This is a genomic window from Labilithrix sp. (genome assembly GCA_019637155.1).
In the GTDB taxonomy this organism is placed as follows: Bacteria; Myxococcota_A; Polyangia; order Polyangiales; family Polyangiaceae; genus Labilithrix.
Genome location: JAHBWE010000006.1, coordinates 153,055 through 175,892 on the forward strand (window position 1 = coordinate 153,055; position 22,838 = coordinate 175,892).

General features: G+C 71.9%; 20 protein-coding genes. 9 read left to right on the plus strand and 11 right to left on the minus strand.

Going from position 1 to position 22,838, the window contains the following annotated elements; translation table 11 throughout:
- Window positions 1–15 precede the first annotated feature (15 nt).
- A complete protein-coding gene (locus KF837_14040; protein ID MBX3228436.1) occupies window positions 16–1,086 on the minus strand; it encodes a Gfo/Idh/MocA family oxidoreductase in 1,071 nt (356 codons plus the stop codon).
- A gap of 118 nt (window positions 1,087–1,204) precedes the next feature.
- On the opposite strand from KF837_14040, the gene KF837_14045 reads away from it, so the two are divergent.
- Window positions 1,205–2,200 carry a flippase-like domain-containing protein gene (locus KF837_14045; protein ID MBX3228437.1) on the plus strand — a complete coding sequence of 332 codons (996 nt, stop codon included), beginning with the start codon at window positions 1,205–1,207 and terminating at the stop codon, window positions 2,198–2,200.
- A gap of 32 nt (window positions 2,201–2,232) precedes the next feature.
- Window positions 2,233–4,074, plus strand: coding sequence for a hypothetical protein (locus KF837_14050; protein ID MBX3228438.1), 1,842 nt, complete (start codon window positions 2,233–2,235; stop codon window positions 4,072–4,074).
- Window positions 4,075–4,077: 3 nt separating this feature from the next.
- On the opposite strand, the gene KF837_14055 is transcribed toward KF837_14050, so the two are convergent.
- Genes KF837_14055 through KF837_14080 form a run of 6 tightly spaced genes read right to left on the minus strand, consistent with a single transcriptional unit; the run spans window position 4,078 to window position 10,397 of the window.
- Window positions 4,078–5,058 (minus strand): radical SAM protein, encoded by a 981-nt coding sequence (locus KF837_14055; GenBank protein ID MBX3228439.1) that lies wholly within the window; start codon window positions 5,056–5,058, stop codon window positions 4,078–4,080.
- Window positions 5,055–6,872 carry a hypothetical protein gene (locus tag KF837_14060; protein ID MBX3228440.1) on the minus strand — a complete coding sequence of 606 codons (1,818 nt, stop codon included), beginning with the start codon at window positions 6,870–6,872 and terminating at the stop codon, window positions 5,055–5,057. The genes KF837_14055 and KF837_14060 overlap by 4 nt, the downstream gene beginning before the upstream one ends.
- Before the next feature lie 12 nt (window positions 6,873–6,884).
- Complete coding sequence (locus KF837_14065) at window positions 6,885–7,838, minus strand: glycosyltransferase family 2 protein (protein ID MBX3228441.1); 954 nt, start codon at window positions 7,836–7,838, stop codon at window positions 6,885–6,887.
- On the minus strand, window positions 7,838–8,290 hold the full coding sequence (locus tag KF837_14070) for an acyltransferase (GenBank protein ID MBX3228442.1): 453 nt from the start codon (window positions 8,288–8,290) through the stop codon (window positions 7,838–7,840). Before KF837_14070 ends, KF837_14065 begins: the two co-directional genes overlap by 1 nt.
- Window positions 8,287–9,429, minus strand: a complete 1,143-nt coding sequence (locus tag KF837_14075) for a DegT/DnrJ/EryC1/StrS family aminotransferase (GenBank protein ID MBX3228443.1) — start codon at window positions 9,427–9,429, stop codon at window positions 8,287–8,289. Before KF837_14075 ends, KF837_14070 begins: the two co-directional genes overlap by 4 nt.
- 2 nt (window positions 9,430–9,431) lie before the next feature.
- A complete protein-coding gene (locus KF837_14080; GenBank protein MBX3228444.1) occupies window positions 9,432–10,397 on the minus strand; it encodes an NAD-dependent epimerase/dehydratase family protein in 966 nt (321 codons plus the stop codon).
- Between the two features lie 99 nt (window positions 10,398–10,496).
- Between KF837_14080 and lhgO the strand changes: the two genes are divergently transcribed.
- Both lhgO and KF837_14090 read left to right on the plus strand, forming a co-directional pair.
- Window positions 10,497–11,699 carry an L-2-hydroxyglutarate oxidase gene (lhgO, locus tag KF837_14085; GenBank protein ID MBX3228445.1) on the plus strand — a complete coding sequence of 401 codons (1,203 nt, stop codon included), beginning with the start codon at window positions 10,497–10,499 and terminating at the stop codon, window positions 11,697–11,699.
- Entirely contained in the window at window positions 11,692–12,432 is a 741-nt protein-coding gene (locus tag KF837_14090) for a glutathione S-transferase N-terminal domain-containing protein (protein MBX3228446.1), read from the plus strand. Before lhgO ends, KF837_14090 begins: the two co-directional genes overlap by 8 nt.
- A gap of 25 nt (window positions 12,433–12,457) precedes the next feature.
- Here the strand turns inward: KF837_14090 and KF837_14095 are convergent, their stop codons facing one another.
- The gene (locus KF837_14095) at window positions 12,458–13,177 is read right to left on the minus strand and encodes a hypothetical protein (protein ID MBX3228447.1); all 720 of its coding nucleotides are present in this window, start codon (window positions 13,175–13,177) and stop codon (window positions 12,458–12,460) included.
- A 75-nt stretch (window positions 13,178–13,252) separates the two neighbouring features.
- On the opposite strand from KF837_14095, the gene KF837_14100 reads away from it, so the two are divergent.
- Together KF837_14100 and KF837_14105 are read left to right on the plus strand one after the other, a co-directional pair.
- The gene (locus tag KF837_14100; GenBank protein MBX3228448.1) at window positions 13,253–14,458 is read left to right on the plus strand and encodes a helix-turn-helix domain-containing protein; all 1,206 of its coding nucleotides are present in this window, start codon (window positions 13,253–13,255) and stop codon (window positions 14,456–14,458) included.
- Between the two features lie 9 nt (window positions 14,459–14,467).
- Complete coding sequence (locus KF837_14105) at window positions 14,468–15,151, plus strand: glutamine cyclotransferase (protein MBX3228449.1); 684 nt, start codon at window positions 14,468–14,470, stop codon at window positions 15,149–15,151.
- On the opposite strand, the gene KF837_14110 is transcribed toward KF837_14105, so the two are convergent.
- Window positions 15,139–16,323 carry a hypothetical protein gene (locus KF837_14110; protein MBX3228450.1) on the minus strand — a complete coding sequence of 395 codons (1,185 nt, stop codon included), beginning with the start codon at window positions 16,321–16,323 and terminating at the stop codon, window positions 15,139–15,141. The genes KF837_14105 and KF837_14110 overlap by 13 nt on opposite strands.
- Before the next feature lie 54 nt (window positions 16,324–16,377).
- Between KF837_14110 and KF837_14115 the strand changes: the two genes are divergently transcribed.
- Window positions 16,378–17,997 carry a hypothetical protein gene (locus KF837_14115; protein ID MBX3228451.1) on the plus strand — a complete coding sequence of 540 codons (1,620 nt, stop codon included), beginning with the start codon at window positions 16,378–16,380 and terminating at the stop codon, window positions 17,995–17,997.
- A gap of 2 nt (window positions 17,998–17,999) precedes the next feature.
- On the plus strand, window positions 18,000–19,055 hold the full coding sequence (gene thiO / locus KF837_14120) for a glycine oxidase ThiO (GenBank protein MBX3228452.1): 1,056 nt from the start codon (window positions 18,000–18,002) through the stop codon (window positions 19,053–19,055).
- Here thiO and KF837_14125 read toward each other — a convergent pair.
- Complete coding sequence (locus tag KF837_14125; GenBank protein ID MBX3228453.1) at window positions 19,039–21,003, minus strand: hypothetical protein; 1,965 nt, start codon at window positions 21,001–21,003, stop codon at window positions 19,039–19,041. The two genes, thiO and KF837_14125, sit on opposite strands and share 17 nt — an antisense overlap.
- A gap of 33 nt (window positions 21,004–21,036) precedes the next feature.
- Between KF837_14125 and KF837_14130 the strand changes: the two genes are divergently transcribed.
- Window positions 21,037–21,702, plus strand: coding sequence for a class I SAM-dependent methyltransferase (locus KF837_14130; protein ID MBX3228454.1), 666 nt, complete (start codon window positions 21,037–21,039; stop codon window positions 21,700–21,702).
- On the opposite strand, the gene KF837_14135 is transcribed toward KF837_14130, so the two are convergent.
- On the minus strand, window positions 21,674–22,657 hold the full coding sequence (locus tag KF837_14135) for an alpha/beta hydrolase (GenBank protein ID MBX3228455.1): 984 nt from the start codon (window positions 22,655–22,657) through the stop codon (window positions 21,674–21,676). The genes KF837_14130 and KF837_14135 overlap by 29 nt on opposite strands.
- Between the last annotated feature and the right edge of the window lie 181 nt (window positions 22,658–22,838).

Sequence of the window (22,838 nt, forward strand, 5' to 3'; positions counted from 1 at the left end):
CCATCGGCGCGACGATCAAACCCACTCGGCGTCGAGGGTGGGGAGCTCTGCGGCGGTCTCGACGCTCGGCGCGCCGGGCGCGATGCTCCGCGGACGCGCGCGCGCCGCCTCGACCTTGATCGCGCGCTCGGCGAGGAGCACGGCCGCGAGCGCGTCGCTGCCGGTGCAGAGCTCCCCCGCCTCCGCGCCGTCGAGGAACGCCTTGAACTGCTGCGCCTGCGCGCGGAGCGGCTCCAGCTTCTGCACCCCGAACTGCACGCGATCGGTCGTCCGGTAAAGCTCCTGCAGGACGTCGAAGCTCGGCGTCGTCGGGGCGATCCCCTTGAGGAGGCTCCCGCCGAGGAGCTCGCACGTCTGGAGGATGTAGTCGACGAAGCAGACGCCGCGCGTGCCGGTGACGCGCACGCTCCGGATCTTCGACGGCGTGATCCAGTTCACGTGGACGCTCGCGCTCGCGCCCGACGCGGCGCCGAGCAGGATCTCGGCGGTGTCGAAGACGCCCTCGCGCCAGGTGACGTGGCAGGTCGAGTGCTCGACCTTGAGCGGACCGATCAAGCTGCGGAGCACGTCGATGTCGTGGACCGCGAGATCGAGGAGCACGTTGTTGCCGTCGAGGAGCGTCTCCGGGTAGCCGCCGACGCGCGTGAACGCGAAGTGGATCGGCGTCCCGAGCCAGCCCTCGCGGATCACCTCGCGGAGCTTCCGCACCGCGGGGTTGAAGCGCTCGACGTGGCCGACGGCGAGCTTCACGCCCTTCGCGCGCGCGGCCTCGATGACGCCGAGGCCGTGCTCGTACGAGCTCGCGACCGGCTTCTCGACGAGGAGGTGCTTGCCCGCTGCGATGAGCTCGAGCGCGAGCGCGTTGTGGGTCGCGGTCGGCGTCGCGATGACCGCCGCCGCGTAGTCCACCTTCGCGAGCTCCGCGGTCGTGCGCAGGAACGGGATCGCGCCGAGGTCGGCCGGCGGCGTCGCGTTCGCGTCGACGACGGCGGCGAGCTCGAAGCCCGGCGTGTCGCGCAGCACGCGGAGGTGATTGCGCCCCATGCGCCCGAGTCCGACGAGCACGATCTTGGTCTTCGCGGCCACGACAGGTTCCTTTCTCGAGTCGGCGTACCGATGGCCTCCTCTAGTACGACGGGCCGCCATTGACCAGCGGCCCTCTGGTATTTGACGCCTCCCGCGATCGCAGGTACCCGCCCACGAAGTGGAGGCGAAGAAACCGCAGCGCTCCGCTCGTTCGACGCTGCTCTTCGTCGCGAAGATCGCCGTCGCGTCGGCGCTCATCGGCTGGCTCGTGAAGAGCCGCACGCTCGACTTCGGCGCGCTCGGCATCTTCTTCCGCCGCCCGCTCCTGCTCGTCCTCGACCTCGCGCTGTTCGGCTTCGGCGTGGTGATCGCGTCGCTCCGCTACCGCGTGCTCCTCGGGCTCGCCGGGATCCGGTTCCCCCTCGCGCGGCTGATCCAGCTCCAGCTCACGGCCGTCTTCTTCAACGTCGTGATCCCCGGGAGCGTGGGCGGCGACGTCGTGAAGGCGCTCTACGTCGCGCGCGAGGTCGCGCCGCTGAAGCGCACGACGCTCCTCCTCATCGCGTTCGTCGAGCGCCTCCTCGGCCTCGCCGGCCTCATCGTGATCGCGACGCTCGTGACGCTCGTCCGCTTCCCCACGCTCTTCGGCGACCCGCTCCTCCGGCCCACGGCGACGACGGTGCTCACGCTCGGCGCGGGGACGGTGCTCGGCGCGGGCGCGTTCCTCCTCTTCATCCGCGTCGGCGGCGCGCGGCTCGAGAGCTGGACGAGCGGCCCGTCGGCGATCTCGAAGGTCCTGAACCAGCTCGTCGCCGCGACGCGCTTGCTCGTGTCGGGGCCGCGGGAGCTCGTCGTCGCGCTCGGCCTCTCGATGACGATGCACGCGGCGGGGATGGCGTTCTTCACGCTCCTCACGGTGAGCATCACCGGACAGGACGTCGCCTACGCGACGGTGGCGACGGTGTTCCCGCTCGGCGTCCTGACGATGGTGCTGCCGGTCGCGCCGGCCGGGCTCGGCGTCGCGCACGTCGCGTTCGAGCGCCTCTTCTCCGCGGTCGGCCTCACCGGCGGCGCCACCGTGTTCAACGTCTACCTCCTCGGATCGATCACGCCCTCGCTCCTCGGGGTCTTCCCGTACCTCGCGCTCAAGCGGCGCGGTGAGCTGCCGACCTGACGCCGGAGCCGCATGCTAGGCTGCGCGGCCCCATGCCGGCGCCGAGCAGAGCGAGGATCACGCCCGCGGCCGTCGCGGTCGCGCTCGTCGCCGCCTTCGCCTCGATCTGCGCGCTCGTGTGGATGCGGGCCGCAGCGCGGATGGCGACGCATGGCTTCGACGTCAGCGACGAAGGCAACTACGTCCTCGCGTACCGCTGGTGGAGCGTCAACCACCGCACCTATACCGGCAACCAGTACCTCTACGGCCCGGTCTTCCAGCTCCTCGGCTGGAGCATCCCGAAGCTCCGCCTCTTTCGCGTGTTCACGATCGTCGCGGCGCACGGGGTCTTCGGGCTCGCGTTCATGCGGTGGCTGCGTCTTCGTCGTCCGCTCGCGCCGAAGACGCCGCTCTGGGAGCTCGCCGGCGTCGCCGCGATCCTCGCCGCGGGCGGGATGACGTGCGCGTGGCTCCCATTGAGCCCCGGCTACAACGACGTGTCCCTCCTCGGCGCGGTGCTCGCGACCGCCTTCGTCCTCCGCCTCGCGACGCTCGTGGAGCGCGGCGCGCCGATCCCGTTCTGGCTCCCCGCCGCGTTCGGTCCGCTCGTCGTGATGATGGCGCTCGCGAAGTGGGCGTCCACCGCGGCGATCCTGGGGCCGAACCTCCTCGTCGCCGTCCTCACCGTGCTCTCCGCGCGCGGTCTTCGCGGCGGCGCGCGCGACGTCCTTCGCCTCTTCGCGTGGACGCTCGCGGGGGCCGGCGTCTTCTTGCTCTTCTTCAACCTCTTCATCGTCCGGCTCGACAAGGTCATGCCGGAGGTCCTCGAGGTGAACCGGATCCTGATGAAGAAGGGGAACCCGCCGAAGGTCCTCCTCCAGATGTACTGGGACACGAGCGTCGCGCTGCTGAAGCTCACGGTCGATCGCTACGAGCTCCTCCTCGTCGCGGCGGCGGTCGTCGTGGTGGGGCGGAGCCGCGGCGCGCAGATCGTCACCGGCCTCCTCGCCGCCGCGGCGCTCTCGCGCGCGTACACCCGCGCCGAGGAGAGCGCCGGCCTCGTCGGCGGGACGTTGAACCTGAGCCGCTACGCGGTGACGCCGCACGCGATCGCGCTCGCGGCCCTCGCGCTCGGCGTCACCGCGCTCCTCGTCGGCTGGATCGCGCGGCGGCGCATGCCCTCCCTCTGCCGCGAGTCTCCGCGCGGCTTCCTCGTGCTCGGTCTCCTCGCGGTCCTCCCGATCACGCACGGGCTCGGCACCGGCAACTACCTCTACGTGATGATCGTGAACGGCTTCGCGGGGTGGATGGCGATCATGATCGCGATCGCGACCGGGATCGAGACGGCGCCGCTCGTCGCGCGGCTCATGGCGCTCGTCATCGCCGGCGGCGGCGTCACCTCCTCGGCCGTGATCGCGAAGAGCGGCATCCTCGAGCATCCCTACCGGACCGACACGTTCGAGCGGACGACGACGATCGCGGAGGGCGTCCCCGCGCTCGCGGGGGTGAAGCTCCGCCCCGACGTCGCGGCGCGCTTCAGCCTCCTCCATCGCGCGGTCGAGCCGTACGTCCGCGAGCCGGGGCGCGCGATGATGGGCTTCGACGAGATCTCCGGCGTCGTCGTCGCGCTGGACGGCCGCGTGGTCGGCGAGTCGTGGGCGGCCGGCGGCGACTGGGAGCGCACCGCCGACGGCCTCCGCGCCTCGTGCCGCGACGGACACCCGTGGTGGGAAGGCCGTCCGCCGGTCCTCGTTTTCGGCCGCGCCGTGAGCGACGTCGAGCGCCGCGCGCTCAAAGACTGCGGCCTCGACTTCGCGACGGACTACCGCCTCCTCGCGCCGGCGGGGCAGACCGGCGGCTACGCGATCTACGTCCCCGCGCGCGAAGGGCTCTGACCGCTAGGTGAGCTCGGCGTAGCGCGGGAGAGCGCGACGGCGCCGCGCGCCGAGGCCGTGCGCGGGCAGCCGCGCGCAGCCCGGCTTCGGGGCGGCGAGGCGCGCGGTCTTCAGCTGCATGTAGATCGCAGGTAGCTCCTCGAAGCGCTCGAACGGGACGCCGCCCTCGGCGAACGAGCACGAGAGGACGCGCCGGTCCGAGGTGACGCTGAGGAAGAGCGCGCCCGCGCGGCAGTCGGGATCGAAGAAGAGCTGCGGCGCGTTGGGCAAGCGGGTCGACCAGCAGACGTCGACCTTGAGCTGCATCCGGCCCTCGAAGTGGTCGTGGCAACGGACGAGGCCCTCGTCGAGCGCGCGGAGCTCCTTCGGCGAGAGGTGGAGCGCCTCTTCGCCCTTGTACGAGAGGAGGAGGACGTCGCGGACGCCGCGCGCGGACCACGCGAGGAGGTCGGCGTCGAGCGTGCGGAGGCGCGCCGGCGTGACGAGGTAGTTCAGGCCGAAGCGAACGCGCCGCGCGACGAGCCGATCGATCGCGCCGTCGAGGTCTTCGTCGTCGTAGACCGAGAGCTGGATCTGCCCGACCGAGCCGCGGATCGCGTCGAGGAGCTCGTCGGTCAGGCGCGTGCCGTTCGTCGTGAAGTTGATCGCGAGGCCGGTCTCCGCCCATAGCCGGCGCACGAGGTCGGGGAACTTCGGAAAGACGGTGGGCTCCCCGCCGCCGAGCGCGAGCTCGAGGACGCCCCACCGCGTGAGGAACCCTCCGAACGCGAGGACCTCGTCGAACGTCCACGCGCTCCGCGCCTCCAGCGGGCGGTAGCAGAAGCCGCACGTCTTGTTGCACGCGTTCGTGAGCGCCATCTGCACGACCCGCGGCGCGGTCTGGACCGCGTCCCTCGTCTCGTCGCCGCGGACGAGGACGTTCTTGCCGGTGTCGCGATCGAAGAGGAGGACCGCCCCGTCGAGGTCGAGCCTTCGCGCCGTCATTTCGCCGTCCACTTGCCGGCGCCGTCGCGCGAGACGCGAAGGAGGAGTCCCTCCTGCCCGGCGATGAGGACGCCGCCGCGCCCGTCCGCCACCGCCGCGGTGGTCCGCGTGCTCGTGCCGGTGCTCGGCTTCTGCCGCTTCCAGGTCACGCCGTCGTCGGTCGAGATGCGCACGGCGTGCTGCGTGAAGAAGAGCTCCCAGCGGGCGACGAGCACGAGGTAGTTGCCGGCCGCGACGACGGCGATGAACTCCTCGCTCTCCTCGCGCTCCTCGCCCTCGGGGAGCTCGGCGTGGTCGAGCGCCGAGGCCGGCACGAGCGACCACGTGCCGCCGCGCGGCTTTCGCCAGACCGGCCGCGCGATCACCATCTTCTGTCCCGCCATCTTGCGGTCGCCGGCCGCGACGAGGGTCCCCTTGTCCGTCAGCGCGAGGGACCGGATGTCGTGGCCTGGTGCGTGCTCGACGACCATCTTCTTCCCGTCCCAGCGCGCGACGCCGGTGCCGAGCGCGTAGAGCACGCCGCCCGCGACGACGAGGGTGGGGAGGAACCGGCCGTGCTCGAGCCAGGCGGGCTTCTTCTCCGTCCGGACGCTCGCGGGCACGTCGACCCGCTTCCACTTGCCGTCGACCTCGCGCGCGACGCCGCCCTTGCTCGCCGCCCAGAGCGCGCCCTCGAAACGAACGACGCACCAGACGCGGTGCCCGCTCCCGAGCGCGGTCGCGAGCCCGGGCGCCTTGCGCTCCTTCCAGCTCTTGCCTTCGTCGGTCGACGCGTAGAGCTTCCCCTCCTCGCCGCCGGCGAGCCAGGTGCCGTCGGCTTCGACGAGGACGCCCTGGAGCCACGACTTCGGCGACGCGATCCACGTCATCGCGCGCGTCTTCATGTCGGTCGTCGCGAGGCGCTGCGTCTTTCCCTCCTCCCCGGCGAACGCGACGACGCCGCGCGGCGTGACGACGACGTCCTCCGCGCCGTTCACCTTCCGGTTCAGCGCGAAGAGCGTGTGGAGCGCGAGCTTGCCGGTCGGTCCCGTCGTCGCGGCGGCGGTCTGCTCGAGCACCAGCCGCGCCCGCGCGCCCGCCTTCTTCTCCGCCGCTCTCAACGCGCGGAGATCGTCCTTCGTCGCGATGCGGAGCTCGAGCTTCTTCGCCGCGCCGCGCTCGAGCAGCTTCCGGAGCGGCGCGATGTTCTCCGGCAAGAGCGGCATCGTGAAGGTGCAGCGCTCGCCGTCCACGACGAAGGCGACGTTCGCGTCGTCGCCCTCGAGCTCGGTCGGGAGCCACGACGGGTGCTCCCAGTCGGAGAGGGTGCCCGTCGGCGCGAGGCGCTGCGCGAAGAACGAGGTGAGGCGGGCGACGAGCTTCTTCGTCGCGTCGCTCGTCTCGAAGGAGGCGTAGAGCGTGGGGGGACCGCGCTCGTCGCCCTTCGTCACGAGCTTGGCGCCGGCCTTGGTGAGGACCTTGGGGAGGTCGTCGCCGAAGCCGCCGCAGTAGCCGTGGTAGAGGACGAGCATGCGGTCGAGCGTCGTGCTCCGCGGCTCCGCGCCGGTGAGGCCCTCGTCGCCCCACACGAGGAACTTCCTCCACTCGTGACCGTGCTTCTTCCCGAACGCGCGCGCGGCGTTCGTCGGTCCGCCCGGCTCCACGCCGGTCTCGTCGGACCGCTTGTCCTGCTCCTTCGCGTGCGCCTTGAAGAACTTCGTGAGCTCGGCGCGCATCGCCTCCGCCTTCGCCGGCGTCGCGAACTCGGCGACGAGGCGGTAGTCGGAGCTGTTGTTGCAGGAGTATGAGTCCCAGACGTAGACCTCGGTCGCCATGTGCGGCCGATTCTACTTCGCGTCGTCGACGCCGAGGCGATCCATCACGACGTAGAGCGGGCGCCCGCGGCCCTCGTCGAGCGCGCGCCAGAGGTACTCGCCGAGGAGGCCCGTCGCGACGAGCGGCGTTCCGATGCAGAGAAAGAGCGCGGAGACGCCGCCGGTGATCGCGGCCGCGAGCGCGAGCTTCGGGTCGATCACCGCGAGCGCGATCGCGACCGCGACGCCGGCGAGGCCGAGCCCCGAGGCGGCGATCCCGCCGAGCAGGAGCGCGCGGAGCGGGCGGCTCGAGAAGCCGACGAACGTGTCGAGGGCGAGCTTCACCTTCTTCGCGAAGGTCCACTTCGACTTGCCGAACTTGCGCGTCCTCGGCTCGTACTCGAGGCGGCCCTGCTTGAAGCCGGCCCAGAGGAGGAGGCCGATGATGTTGCGGTTCCGCTCCGGGAAGCGGCGGACCGCGTCGAGGACGCGGCGATCGGCGATGAAGAGGCCGCCGCCGATCTCGTCCTGCCCCGGCTTCATGTCCGCGAGCCAGCCGAAGACGCGGTGGTACAGCTTCGAGCCGAGGCGGTTCAGCCCCTTGAGGTCGCGCCGCTTCCGGATCCCCCACACGAGGTGATGGCCCTCGCGCCACATCGCGAGCAGCGCCGGGAACGACTCGGGCGGCTCCTCGAGGTCGGCCATCGTGACGATCGCCACGTCGCCGCGCGCGTGCTCGAGCCCGGCCGAGATCGCGACGTGGGAGCCGAAGTTGCGCGCGAAGCGGAGGCACTTGAAGCGCGCGTCCGCGTCGTGGAGCTTCCGCGCCTCCTCGAACGACTCGTCCGTGCTCCCGTCGTCGACGAGGATCACCTCCCACTCGAGGTCCTCGCCGTCGAGCACCTTCGCGAGCTGTGGGCCGAGCGCGGCGAGCGAGCGCGCCTCGTTGAGGAACGGCACGACGACCGTGCAGCGCGTCTTCGCCATCAGCCGTCTACGGCCCACTTGCGCGCGGCGTCCGGCAAGACGCGTCCCGGCACCCCGACGACGACGGAGTAGGGCGGGACCTCCGCGCCCTCCCGCACCACCGCCCCCGCCGCGATCACGCTGTGATGGCCGATTTTGGCGCCCATGAGGATAGTCGCGTTTGCACCGATATGAACGAAATCACCTATTTCGGTGGAGCGCCGGTCGACCTCCGCGTGGCGGCGCTCGCTCACGCAGCGGGCGACCGTGCTGTGGGTGTAGATCTGCGCGCCGGCGGAGATGTCGCAGCCCTTGCCGATCGTGAGGCCGCCGCTGCCGTCGATCACGGTGAAGGGGCCGATCCACGTCCCCTCGCCGATCGCGGGCGCGCCGACGAAGAGCGCGTGCCGGTTCTTGGGGTTCGAAGGGAGGCCGTGCCAGGCGTCGAGGTCGCGGTCGTCCTTCTCGCTCACGACGCCATCGTCTCTCGAACGCAGCGGACGACGTAGTCCTGCTCTTCGTCGGTCATCGTCGCGTAGAGCGGGAGCGTCATGCTCTGGCGGTCGGCCTTCCACGCCATCGGGCAGTCCTCGATCTTGGTGCCGTACTTCGCGCGGTAGTAGCCGAGCGCGTGCACGGCGTGGGTGCCCTGCCGCGTGGCGATGCCCTTCGCTTGCAGCGCGAGCGCGATGCGGTCGCGGTCCTCGTGGCTCTTCTCCACGATCGCGACGTACGACTGGAACGCGTGCTCGTAGCCCTCCGGCGTGCGCGGCAGCGTGAGGCCGGGGATCCCGGCGAGGAGCTCGTTGAACCGCTTCGCGCGCGCCTGCCGCGCGGAGAGGATCCACGGGAGCTTCTTCATCTGCTCGACGCCGATCGCGGCCTGGATGTCGGTCATCCGGTAGTTGAAGCCGAGCTCGTCGAACTCCGGCAGCGCGAAGCTGGCGCCGCCCTTCTCGTGGCGCGCGAGGTCCGACATCGACGCGCCGTGCGAGCGCAGCACCTCGAGCCGCGTCGCGATCGCCTCGTCGTCGGTCGTGATCATCCCGCCCTCGCCCGACGTGATCGCCTTGCGGGGGTGGAAGCTGAAGCAGCCGACCTTCCCGAAGCCGCCGACGTGCTTGCCGTGGTAGCGCGTGCCCGTCGCGCAGGCCCCGTCTTCGATGACGGGGATGTCGTGGCGCTTGGCGATCGCCAGGATCGCGTCCATGTCCGCCGCGAGGCCGAACTCGTGGACCGGCATGATCGCCTTCGTCTTCGGCGTGATCTTCGCCTCGATCTTCGACACGTCGACGTCGAACGTGGAGAGATCGATGTCGACGAAGACCGGGGTCGCGCCGCAGTAGACGACGGCGTTCGCGGACGCGACGTACGTGAAGGCGGGGACGATGACCTCGTCGCCCGGCCCGACGCCGAGCGTGAGGAGGCCGAGGTGGAGCGCGGTCGTGCACGACGTCGTCGCCCTCGCGAAGCGCGTGCCGGCGTACGCCGCGAACAGCTCCTCGAACTCGCGGACCTTCGGCCCCTGGACGACCCACCCGCCGAGGAGGCGCTCCGCGACGGCCTTGATCTCCTCTTCGCCGAGGACGGTCTTCGTGACGGGGATGTTCATGCTCACGACGGCGTCCGCGAGAGCTCCGCCGCGCGCCACTCGATCAGGTTCTTCAGCCCTTCGCGGAGCGGCACCGTCGCCTCGAAGCCGAGGGCCTCCTTGCTGCGCGTGGGATCGCCGAGGCGATCGGTGACGAACTGCTGCGCGGCGGGGCGATACTCGACCTCGGTCTTCGAGCCGGTGAGCTCGCGCAGGAGCTCGACGAGCTCGCGGATCGACGTCTTCTTCCCGGTGCAGATGTTGATCGCCTCGTCGGTCGCCTTGCTCTGCATCGCGAGCAGGTTCGCGCGCGCGACGTCGCCGACGTAGATGAAGTCGTAGGCCTGGCTCCCGTCGCCGTAGACGACGGGGCGCTCGCCGGCGTCGATCTTGTCGAGCACCTTCATGATGACGCTGACGTACGCGCCGCTGTAGTCCTGCCGCGGTCCGTAGATGTTGAAGTACCGCAGCGCGACGTAGTTGAGCCCGTGCTGCTCGGCGTAGGAGCGGAGCAGCTGCTCGCCGGCGATCTTCGTCGCGCCGTAGAACGTGCGGTTGTTGAGCGGGTGGTCCTCGCCCATCATCGTCGAGAGCGCGTTGCCGTAGACGGAGGCGGACGACGAGAAGACGAGGCGCGGCACCTTCGCGAGCTGGCACGCGTCCATCACGTTGAACATGCCGACGACGTTGGTCTGGAGGCCGGCGCGCGGATCGTCGACGCACTGGAGGAGCCAGCTCGCGGCGAGGTGATAGACGCCCTCCGCGCCGTCGATGACCTTCACGACCGCGTCGCGATCGAGGATGTCGCCTTCGACGATCTTCACGCGGCCGCTCTTCTCCGCCGCGGCGAGGTTCTGGCGCGTGCCGCGCGTGAAGTTGTCGAAGACGACGACCTCCTTCGCGCCGCCCTCGATCATCTGCTCGACGAGGTGCGAGCCGACGAAGCCTGCACCTCCGATGAGCACTTGCTTACCAAGGTCGAGCTTCATTGCCGCGGTCTCTCTTTCGGGCGTACGCACGTACGCACCGGCGTCTTCTAGCGCGGCGGCCTCCGCCTCTCAAGGGAAAGCGCGGTAGGATCCCGCGCCGTGTCGGAGCTTCAAGACGTCGCCGTCGTCGGCGGCGGGATCGTCGGAATGGCCTCGGCGTGCGAGCTCCTCGCGACGCCGTCACGCAAGGTGGTCGTGCTCGAGGCGGAGGCGACGCTCGGCGAGCACCAGACCGGCCGCAACAGCGGCGTGATCCACTCCGGCGCGTACTACAAGCCGGGCTCGCTGAAGGCCACGCTCTGCCGCGAGGGCCGCGAGGCGATGTACACCTTCTGCGCGGAGCGCGGCATCACCCACGAGCGCTGCGGCAAAGTCATCGTCGCCACGCGCCCGGAGGAGGTTCCCGCCCTCCGCCGCATCGAGGAGCGCGCGCGCGCGAACGGCCTCGCTCCCGTGCGCTCGAGCGCGAGCGAGGTCCGCGAGCACGAGCCGCACGTGCGATGCGTGGAGGGGCTCTTCATCGAGGAGACCGGGATCGTGCGCTACGCCGACGTGCTCCGCTCGATGGCCGACCTCGTCCGCGAGCGCGGCGGCGAGGTGCGCACCGGCGCGCGCGTCACCGCGATTCATCGCGACGGGACGAGCTTCGTCGTGACCACCACCGCGGGCGAGGTCCGGGCGAAGAACCTGCTGAACTGCGCGGGCCTCCAGTCGGATCGCGTCGCGCGCCTCGCGGGGGCGGAGGTCGACCTCCGGATCATCCCGTTCCGCGGCGAGTACTACGACCTCGTCCCCGCGCGGCGCGGGCTCTGCAAGAACCTGATCTACCCGGTGCCCGATCCGTCGTTCCCGTTCCTCGGCGTCCACCTCACGCGCGCGCCGGACGGCTCGGTCGAGGCGGGACCGAACGCGGTGCTCGCCTTCAAGCGCGAGGGCTATCGCTTCGGCGACGTGTCGTTCGACGACGTCGTCGAGTACCTCGAGTTCTCCGGCTTCTGGAAGCTCGTGACGCGTCACGCGCGCACCGGCGTCTACGAGGTGTATCGATCGCTCTCGAAGGCGGCGTTCGTCCGCTCGGTGCAGGCGCTCGTCCCGGAGGTCCGCGCCGAGGACCTCGTCGTCGGACGCGCCGGCGTGCGCGCGCAGGCGGTCGAGCCGGACGGCAGCCTCGTCGACGACTTCCGCATCGTGGCGGGCCCCGCGATGCTCCACGTCCTCAACGCGCCGTCCCCCGCCGCGACCGCCTCGCTCGCGATCGCGAAGCACATCGTGAACGAGGCCGACCGAGTCTTCCGTGCGTAGCCGCCTCGTCCTCGTCGGGGAGGGCTTCTCGCCGTGGACGGAGAAGGCGCGCTGGGCGCTCGACCATCAACGGCTCTCCTATCGCTACGAGGAGTACACGCCGCTGGTCGGCGAGCCCTGGTTGCGGGTCCGCGCGCGGCGCGTTCGGGGACCGATCAGCGTGCCGTACCTCCTGGGCTCGGGCGGGCTCTCGATCGGAGACTCGTTCGCGATCGCGCGGGAGGCGGACCGGATCGGCGACGGGGCGCCCCTCGTGCCGGCGGACCTCCTCGACGCGATCGCGATATGGAACGAGCGGAGCGAGCGGCTCATGCGCGCCGGTCGCGCGCAGATCCTCGCGCGGACCGAGCAGAGCAGAGAGGTGCAAATGGAGAGCCTGCCGGGGCATCTCCCGCGTGCGCTTCGCGGCGTCCTCGCGCCGTCGGTTCGGCTCGGCACCGCCTACCTGCGGAAGAAGTACGCCGTCCGTCCCGTCCCCGACGAAGAGCTCGAGGTGGACCTCGCCGCGATCCGCGCCGCGATCGCCGGCCGAGAGGCGCAGTCGCTCCTCGACCGCTTCACGCTCGCCGACGTCGCGATCGCGACCGCGCTGCAGGCCGTGCGCCCGCACCGCTCGATGCCCCGCGGCCTCCTCCCGGCGCAACGCGAAGCATGGGCGCGCCCGGCCCTCGCCGCTCGATGGGAAGACGTCCTCGCCTGGCGCGACGCGATGATCGCTCGCCATGGAGCGTAGCGAAGTCAGCGCAGCGCCGGCGAGCTCATCGGAGGCGCGCGCTGAGCGCGACCCACGGGGTCGGCGTCTCGAGCTTCCACCTCGCCGACGTGAGGCCCTGCGGGACGTAGCCGTAGGCGAGGCCGAGGGAGAGGCCGTTCTCTCCTTCGACCCCGAGGTAGACGAAGTCCGTTCCGATCAACGACAGCGCTCCCTTCGCCGTCGCGGCGGCGAGCGCGAAGCGGAAGTCGTTCACGTCGAGCGGAGGCGAGAGCGGCGCGGTCGAGGTGCCGGTCGCGATCGCGCCGTCGCCGTCCCCGTCGAAGCCCTGCGTCAGCTCCAGCGCGCGGACGACGTACGTCGCGGGCGCGTCGAGGCTCACGTTCACGATCGACTCGGCCGGATCGTTCGTCCTTCGCCAGACGGACAGCGCCGGCGTGCCGCCGTCCGTCCCCGCGAGCGCCTTCCACCCCGCGCCCGCGGGCGCGCCCGTCGGGCCGGAGGTCCCGATCACGACGACGATCGTGCTCTCGAAGGACGTCGGGCCGTCGAACGCGAGCGTCGTCTGGCTCGCGCTCCCGGTCGTCGCCGCCTGCTGGAGGACGCCGCTCGCCGTCGACGACGAGCTCACCGTGCCCGTGTCCGCGCCGCTCCCCGAGCTCGAGCCGGACCCCGCATCGACCGCCCCACCCGCCAGGTCGGCCTCGAAGTCACCGCACGCAGCAGCCCCCGCGAGCGCGACGAGGACGATGACGAGCCAGCGCACGTTCGCCATCGTAGCCGCCCCTTCGGGCGTCCGTTGCCATGTGTCGACGAGACGCGCGACGATCCTTCATGAAAGATGGATCTCCTCGCCGTCCTGCGCAGAACGGAGGGTAGGAGCGACGCGCGCTCGCTCGTGCAGCGCGGCGTCGCGCTCGCGGCGCTGGACGAGTGGGAGGACGCGCTCGCGCTCCTCGAGCGAGCGCAGGCGCTCTTCACGAGCGCGGGTGACCGGCGCGCAGCGGCTCGCGCGCGCCTCGCCGCGCTCGAGGTCTCGGTGTTCCGCCGCGACGTCGCCGGTGCGGAGGAGGCGCTCGCCGCGTCGGCGCGCGAGCTCGCCGCGCTCGGCGATCACGCGAACGCCGCGTGGGCGCGCGTCGTCGCCGCGCGCCTCGGCATCCTCCTCGGTCGCGGCAGCGAGGCGCTCCGCGCGCTCGAGGCGATCGGCGCGAACGAGGACGCGCCGCGCACGGTGCGGGCGATCGCGCTCCTCGCTGCCGGTGAGGCGGCGCTCCGCTTTCGGCGCGCGTCCCTCGCGGCCGATCTCTTCGCCGCCGCGCGCTCGCTCGCGGACGCGAACCGCGGGGCGCTGCGCTCCGAGATCGAGCGCGCGCTCGCTGCGCTGAAAGAGCCGATCGCGATCGCGATCGAACGAGGCGAGGAGACGACGATCGACGTCCGCGCGCTCGAGGCGCTCGTCACGCCGGCGCCGATGGGAGGCGACCGGCGCGTCGTCGTCGACGCCCTCGCGGGCGAGGTGATCGGGCCTGGCGGTGAGCGCCGCTCGCTTCGAGGAAGACCCGCGCTCCTCGCGCTCGTGGTCGCGTTCGCGCAGGCGCACCCGCGCGCCGTCGACTGGCGGACGCTCGGCACCTCGGCGATGGGCGCCCCGCGCCCGAACGAGTCGCACCGCGCGCGGCTCAAGGTGGAGCTCGGCCGCCTCCGCCGCGTGCTCCCGCCCGGCGTCGCGCTCCGCTCGCTCGGCGCGGGATCGTGGATCCTCGACGTGCCCGCGCGCGTCGTCACCCTGGTCCCGCTCCTGCCGCGCGGCGCCGACGAGCGTGTCCTCGCGCTCCTCGCCGACGGCCGCGCCTGGCGGGTGATCGATCTCGCCGAGGCGCTCGGGGCGGGAGCACGCGCGACGCAGCGAGACCTCGCCGCGCTCGCCGCGCGCGGGCTCGTCCGCAAGACGGGCCGCGGTCCTGCTACGCGCTGGCACGCGCCGGGCCGCGCCGAGTCGATCGCGTCGCAGATGTTACTTCTCGGCGTCGATGGCGCGCCATAAGTACTCCTCATGAACACGATGGAAAGCACGCGGCACACGGCGGAGATCCTGATGGAGCACTCCGTCGCCGGTGTCAAAGACGTCCACGGCGTCACGTTCGACGGCCGGGACGTATGGTTCGCTCACGGCGACGGCGGCGAGGTCGTCCGCATCGATCCGGAGACCGGCGCGCGGAGGGGCGCGCTCCACGTCTCCGGAGCCGACGCGGGCGTGGCCTTCGACGGCGTCCACCTCTGGGTCATCGCCGGCAAACAAATTCACCGCGTCGATCGCGAGACGGGAGCGATCGAGCGCTCGATCCCGACGCCGGAGGGCGCGAGCGTGTCGGGCCTCGCCTTCCACGGCGATGCGCTTTGGGTCGGAGACTTCCGCGGCAAGAAGCTCCACAAGCTCGACGCGAAGACCGGCGCGGTGCTCCGCACGATCGAGTCCGATCGCTTCGTCACCGGCGTGAGCTTCTCGGACGACGAGCTCTGGCACGGCACCTACGAAGGCGAAGGCGACGACGTCCGAACGGAGCTCCGGCGGATCGACGCGACGAGCGGCGAGGTCCAGGAGGTGGTGACGTTCCCGCCCGGCGCGGTCATCAGCGGCGTGGAGGCGACCACGGACCGGATCTTCTGCGGCGACCATCGCGCGGGGAAGATCCGCGTCGTACGCCGCCCGCGCATGACGCGCGCTCAGCGCGGGTAGGGGAGCGCGACGAGCTCCGGCGCGCCCTCGCCGGTCCAGCAGAAGAGCTGGGGTGGGCCTGCGCGATCGCGCAGGCGCGCGATCGCGCAGACGTGCGACGACGACGACGCGATGCCCTGCACGTCCTCGAGCTCGGGCACCTGCACGATGCGATCGCCGCCGAGGCAGAACGCGCGCGAGGGCTGCTTGCCCGTGCGCGGCGACACGACGAAGCACGTGCGATCGCCGCCGAGCGCGAGGGCCGTGACCTTGCCGACCACGGCCGAGAGATCGACCTTCGCCGGCGCGACGTCGGGCGCGGTCGACGCGATCGAGGCCTGCCGGCGATCGTTCTTCCCCCAGCAATACAGATCGCCGGCGACGGCGGCGCAGCCGTGGTGCGCGCCCGCCGCGACCACGAGCTCGTTCGACCTCACCGGCGGGACGAGCGGGAGCGGTCGCGGCGGCGTGCGCGCGGCCGCGGGCTGGCCGGTCTCGCCGTTTGCGTTCGCGCCCCAGCAGTACACGTTCGCGGTGGCGCCCGTGCCCGTCGACGCGACCGCGCACGTATGCGCCGCGCCGGCCGCGACGCCGGTGAAGCGGACGCCGCCGCCGAGGAGGTTCGAGAGATCCGTCATCTCGCGCCGCCCGCCGGCGCAGCTCTCCTCGCCGCTCGTCTGGCACGCGGCGTCGTCGCCCCAACAATGGAGCCCTTCGTTGTCGTCGATCACGCAGCCGTGCCGCGCGCCGGCCGCCGCTCTCCCTGCGCGGTACGGTCGCTTCACCGGACCGAACAGGATCTCGACGCTGCCCGCGCCCGCGTCCGCGCCCGCGTCGACGCCCTTGCCCCACGCGTAGGTCGCGCTCCTCGTGCGGCCGAGGAACCAGTCGCCGTGGCCGACGACGTCGTCGATCGGCAGCGCGTGGTGGCGGAAGCCCTCCGGCGTCGCGAGGCTCCAGCACCACGCCTCGAGCGGCTGCGCGCGGACGGCGACCGCGGCGCAGGCCTCCTCCGCGTTGAGCGCGAGGGCGATCGGGTTCGGATCGGAGCTCGTGCTCGTGGTGGTGCCTGCGTCTCGCTCCGGCGTCGTCGTCGGCGGAGACCCCGCGTTCCCCGGTATCCGAATGCTCGGCGCGGCGTCCTCGTCGCAGCTCGCGAGGAGGAGCGCGATCGCGAGTCCGCACCGCCGCATCCACCGATCCTACGATCGTCGTGCGCGCGTCGCCTGTGGTATTGGGCAGCGTGCGTGGGAAGAGCGACCGAACTTCGTCGCGCGCTCGGAACGGAGCGGGCGCGCACGTACCTCGCGGCCGCGCTCTGCGCGGCGGTCGTCGTCGTCTTCTTGTGGCACATCCGGCTGTTCGACACCGTCGCCGACGACGCCTTCATCACGTTCCGCTATTCGCAGAACCTCGCGCGCGGTCGCGGCGCGGTGTGGAACGCCGGCGAGCGCGTCGAGGGGTACTCGAACTTCCTCTGGATGGTGCTCCTCGCCGTCGCCCACCTCGTCGCGCGCGCCGACGTCACGCCCGCGGCGCGGCTCCTCTCCGCGCTGTGCGCCGCCGGCACCGTGGTGGCGCTCTTCGCGCTCGTCGCGCGCGTGACGCGCTCGCTCTTCTGGGCGACCGTCGCCGGCGCGGGCCTCGCTTGCTGCAGCTCCTTCGCCGCGCACGCGCGGAACGGCCTCGAGTCGTCGGCGTTCGCGCTCCTGATCGTCCTCGTCGCGCTCGGCCTCGCGCGCGAGAGCGTGTGGCTCCTCACCGTCGCCCTCGTCGGCGTGAGCCTGTGCCGCTTCGAGGGCGTGCTCATCGCGGCGCTCGCGGGGATCACCGTCGCGCTCGTGGGCCTCGGCACGAAGACGGGGTGGACGTTCCTCCGCGCCGCCGCGTACTCCGCGCCGCCGTACCTGCTCTGGACGCTCTGGCGGTATGCCTATTACGGCCATCTCCTGCCGAACAGCGTGGCGGCGAAGCAAGGCCGCGCGCCCGAGCTCCGGTTCGCGCACGGCGCCGCGTACGTGAAGGGCTTCTTCGGCGCGGAGAGCGTCGTCCTCGGGCTCTTCCTCGCCGGAGCGATCGCCCTCGTCGTTCACCTCGCGCGGCGGCAGCGGAAGCCGGCGCCGCCCGCGCTCGTGTTCGTGCTCCTCGCCTCCGTCGTCTACACCGCCTTCATCGTGTGGATCGGCGGATGCTGGATGCCGGCGTGGCGAATGATGGCGCACGTCGCGCCCGCCGTCGTCGCGCTCGGCGTCCTCGCGCTTTCGCGCGTCTCGAGCCGGAGGACCGCGTCCGTCCGCCTCCGCGTCGCCGGCCGCGTCGTGGTGCTCGCGCTCCTCGTGCCGTTCGGGATCAAGCAGGTGCGGAGCACCTCCGCCGAGCACGAGAACCTCGCGCCGCGCGTCGTATACTGGCGCGATCAGGTGCTCGCGCTCGGGGAGGCGGGGCGGTGGCTGAAGCGCACCCTCCCGCGCGACGCCACCGTCGCGACGTTCGCCGCCGGCGCGTTGCCCTACTACTTCCAGGGGTCCACCATCGACGTGCTCGGCCTGACCGACGCGCACATCGCGCGCGGGGGCAAGAAGGACCCGAACGCCAACGCGGGCCACGTCTCGTCCGACTGGCCCTACGTCCTCGAGCGCAAGCCGGAGGTGTACGTGAGCACGCTCGGGGCCGGGTTCGCGGCGACGGAGCAGCCGGTCGTCGACAAGCACATGTCGCCGGGATACGTCCCCGTCGTCTTCAAGTTCCTGAAGACGACGAACCCGCAGGGGAGTTATCTGACGTTGATGATCGCGCAGAAGCGGCTCGCCGGCACGTTGCGCGCGCTCGAGGGCGATCCCGACGTGATCGTCGCGAGGCGGCCGTAGCGATGCGCGTCGTCGTCATCGGCGGTGGGGTCATGGGCTGCGCGACCGCGCTCGAGCTCGCGCGGCGGGGCGTCCGCGACGTCGTCGTCCTCGAGCGCGCGGTGCCCGGCGCGGAGGCGTCCTCGGCGGCGGCGGGGATGCTCGCGGCGCAGGTCGAGTCCCACGACGACGGCGAGCGCGCGCGCTACGTCCTCGCGCGCGCGGCGTACGCGAGCTGGGCGGAGGAGCTCCGCGCGGAGACCGGGATCGACATCGGCTACCGGAGGAGCGGCGTCCTCGAGATCGCGGCGAGCGCGGAGGACGAGGAGCGCCTCCGCGCGCGCGTGCGCTCGAACGAGGCGGCCGGGCTCGCGGCGTCGTGGGTCGACGCGGCGGGGGCCCGCGCGCTCGAGCCCGCGCTGACGTCCGACCTCCGCGGCGCGGCGTGGTTCCCGGACGAAGCGCAGATCGATCCCCCGCAGCTCCTCCGCGCGCTCGTCGCCGCGGTCGCGCGTTCGGGCGTCGTCGTGCGGTCGGGGTCCACCGTGAGCGCGCTCGCGCTCGAGGGCGAGGCGTGCCGCGGCGTGATCGTCGACGGTGGCGAGGAGCTCGCGGCCGACGCGGTCGTCCTCGCGGCGGGGAGCTGGTCGTCGCTCGTCCCCGGCGTCCCGCGCTCGCTCGCGGTGCGGCCCGTGCGCGGTCAGCTCGTGCTGCTCGAGGAGCGGCCGCCGCGGCTCCGGCGCATCGTGTTCGGCGGCGGCGGCTACGTCGTGCCGCGCGGCGACGGCCGCGTCGTCTGCGGCTCGACGATGGAGGACGTCGGGCACCGGCGCGAGGTCACCGCCGCGGGCGTGCAGGGGATCCTCGCGAACGCGATCCGCATCGCGCCGGCGCTCGGCGCGGCCGAGCTATCGCGTGCATGGTGCAACTTTCGCCCGCACGCCGCGGGCGGCCCGCTCGTCGGGGCGTCATCGGTGCGGGGGCTCTTCCTCGCGACGGGGCATCACCGCAACGGCATCCTCCTCGCGAAGGTCACCGCCGAGGCCGCCGCCGCCGCGGTGGTCACAGCCAGCGCCTGAGGCAGCGCTCCTTCGGGACGATCGCGCGCACCCGCGCCTCGGTGAGCTTCGACTTCGCCTCCTGCCCCGCGACGTGCTCGAGCGCGGCGACGCGATGCCAGAGGCACGGCCCGATGCCGCGGAGCCCGTAGCGATCGGCCTGCTCGCGGTACTTCGTGAGGCGATCGCGCCCGACCGGCTCCATCGCGGCCTGGATCCCCTGCGTCGAAGGGTGGATGACCCAGAGCGGGGTGTTGTCCTCCGGCGGCGTGACCTGCGCCGCCATCCCCGCCGCCGCCGCGGCGAAGAACGTGGCCACGCGGAGGACGGTGTCGCTCCGTCGCTCGTCCTGCTGGGGAGCGAGCGCGGCGACGAAGGGCGCGAGGAGGAGCGCCGCGAGCGCGACGTACCACAGCGTCGTCGTCGACCAGCCGAACCACTCGCCGACGTGATGCGGGACCGACCCGAGCCGCGCCATCGGCACCGCGAACTGGGCGAAGGGGCGCCCGATCTCGGTCGGCAGCGTGTCGTAGGTGAGGCCGACCGTGCCGATCGCGAGGACGCTCGCGAGCGCGAGGCCGCCCGCCATCCCGCGCGCCATCGCGCGGCGGGTGCGGTTCTTGTGCGAGAAGCGCTCGAGCGCGACGGCCGATCCGAACGCGAAGAAGGGCGCGCACACGACGAGGTAGCGCGGGCCGACCGTCCAGCCCGCGCGCCACTCGACGAAGCCGGCGTTCACGCCGATGACGACGCTCATGCACGTGAGCCAGACGATCGAGATCCAGCGCAGGTGCGACCGCCGGCTCGCGGGGCCGAACGGCGCGACGACGAGGACCGCGACGCCGACGAGGCCGATCCACATGAACGGGCTCATGCCGAAGAACCCGAACGACGGATCGATCGCGAGCGCTTTGACGTGATCCCACGACGGCCACAGGATCCCCCACAGCCCTTGCTTGTGCTCCGCCGCGAAGTGCGCGGTCTCGAGGCTCTGGTGTCCGGGCGTGAACGGGTTGTTGTACGCCGCCCAGTGGAAGTACATGACGTGCGGGACGTTCAGGAGGCCGCCCGCGCCGAACGCGAGGATGCGCGTCGGCGTCACGCTCGTCCCGAGCGGGACGAGGCGCCGCGCGCCCTTGAAGACGAGGCCGGAGAGCCACGCCAGCGCGCTGAACGGACGCCAGAACGCGAACGTCGCGAAGATCGTCATGACGAACGTCATGAAGAGCGCCTGGTACTCGAGCGCGACGCACGCGCTCGTGCAGAAGCCGGCGAAGAACGCGCGCGACGGCCGCATCGCGCGCACGTCCCCCTTCGCGCGGCGCACCTCGCTCTCGATCGTCGCGAACGCGAGGAACGCGATCGCGGCGTACTGCGAGTGGCTCGCGAACATGTGCGTGTACGCGAGGAAGTTCGTGCCGAGGCCGGCGGCGGTGACGGCGGCGTAGCGGATCGCGGGATCGCTCGTGAACGCGCGGAGGTAGCGCTCGAGCCAGAGCAGGAAGAGGAAACATGGGATCTGCGACGCGGAGAGGCGCATCGACCAGGTCGACATCTGGAGCCACCAGAGCTTGTCTTCGTTCGTCGACGCCGTGACGTGCTTGGCGTGGACGCCGGGGTACTCCTTGCCGAGCAGCGGAGCGACGATCTTCGAGAAGACGACGTATCCGGGTATTCCGAGGTAGACGACGCCCGGCGCCTTCACCATGTAGTAGTGCTCGACGCCGTCGTCCTTCCCCTTCGTCCGCGCCATGTCGTTGGCCCAGCCGAAGGTCGCGACCTGCTCGTCGATGCGGTAGCTCCCGTTCTCGACGAGCGACATGGTCGTGAACACGCGCACGAACTCGTTCGGGTTGTTCACGACGCGGATGTACGGGAACACCACCAGCATCGGCAGCAGCACGAGGACGAAGAACAGCGTGTGCCATCCCTTCCGCCTCCGCCGGAGCTCGCGCTCGGTTCGTCCCATCGAGAGCGCGGGAGTCTAGTATTGATCGGCGCGATGAAGTTCGACGATTACGCGAGGTCGTACGAAGGGCTGCACAAGAGCAGCATCGCGGCGAGCGGCGAGGATCCGGCGTACTTCCACGACTACAAGATCGAGTGCCTGCGGCGCCGCGGCATCCTCGAGGGGCCGCTCCTCGACTACGGCTGCGGCACCGGGAACCTGCTCGAGCGGTTCGCGCGCGTCCTCGACGAGGTCCACGGGTACGATCCGTCGGCGGAGAGCCTGCGCGAGGCGAAGGAGCGGGCGCCGAGCGCGACGCTGCACTCCGAGATCGACAGCCTGCCGCGCGGTCACTTCGCGCTCGCGGTCCTCTCCGGCGTGCTCCACCATGTCCCGACGCGGGAGCGGCGCGACGTGCTCGAGCGGGTGCGCGCCTCGCTTCGTCCCGGCGGCCGGATCGTGGTCTTCGAGCACAACCCGCTGAACCCGCTCACGCGGCGCGCGGTCGCGATGTGCCCGTTCGACGACGACGCGATCCTGCTCTGGCCGTGGGAGGCGCGCCGCCGGCTCCGCGCCGCGGGCTTCCGCCGCGTGAGCCTCGACTACATCGTCTTCTTCCCGAAGCCGCTCGCCTTCCTGCGCCGCTTCGAGCCACACCTCCACATGCTCGCGATCGGCGCGCAGCAGATGCTCATCGGGGAGCGGGCAGCTGCGCCTTGATCCAGCGCGCGGCCGCCTGGAGCGCGGCCTCGCCGTTCGGGTGGTACTGCGCGAACACGGCCGGGTCGTGCGGCATGTCCGGCGCGACGTCGAGCGTGACGTCGACGCCGTCGTCCTTCATCCGCGCGGCGAGGCGGAGGATGTCGTCGCGCGGGATCTCGCACTCTCCCGCGCTCACGAACGCAGGCGCGAGGCCGGCGAAGCTCGCGTTCACGGGCGAGAGGCGCGGGTCCGAGAGCGGCACCTCACCCGCGTACGCCTTCGCCTGCGCGACGAGCGTCTTCCGGTCGCCGAAGTCGTAGGGGTCGTTGTCGAGGAACGACGCGCCCGGCATCTCGAGGTCGGCCCACGGAGAGAGGAGGAGGGCGCCCTTCGCCTGCGGCCCGCCGCGATCGCGGAGCGCGAGCTGCAGCTCGAGCGCGAGGTTGCCGCCGGCGGAGTCGCCGCCGACGACGATGCGGTCCGCCTTCATGCCGTCCGCGACGAGCGCGTCGAACGCGGTGATCGCGTCCTCGTGCGCGGCGGGGAACGGATCCTCCGGCGCGAGGCGGTAGTCGACCGCGATCGCGGTGACGCCGCTCGCGAGGGCGAGCCGCGCGATGACGTCGGCGTGCGTCGTCCACGCGGAGCCGAAGGCGTACGACCCGCCGTGGAAGAAGAGGAGGGCGCCGTCGTCGCGCGCGCCGGGCGGCACGAACCAGCGCGTGCGGAGCCCGGCGAGCGTGCCGTCGCGCGTCGCCGTCTTCTTCACCTGATCCTGCGGGATCGGCCGCGCGTCGGTCACGGCGCGGACGCGCGGGAGGGGCCAGGTGCTCGACTCTTCCCAGTCGAGGCGCAGGAACGCGACGACGCATTCGAACGAGAACGACCAGGAGGGACGCGCCGGCCCGCGCGTGCGACGTCGCTTCAGGGTCTGCCAGAAAGCGGCGAGGAAGAGGCGAAGAAGCCGAAGCACGATCGAAGGATAGGGGCGCGCACGTGAGCGGCCAGCCTCTGCCACCCGAGCCCGCACGATCGTTGCATGCGTTGCGTTCCGCGACCGTCGATTCCTCCGCGGATCGACGACACGCGTTGCGTTCCGCTGCTTCCGCTGCTCCGCGCGAATGCTCCGGGCAGCCTGGGCGTACAGTCAGGAC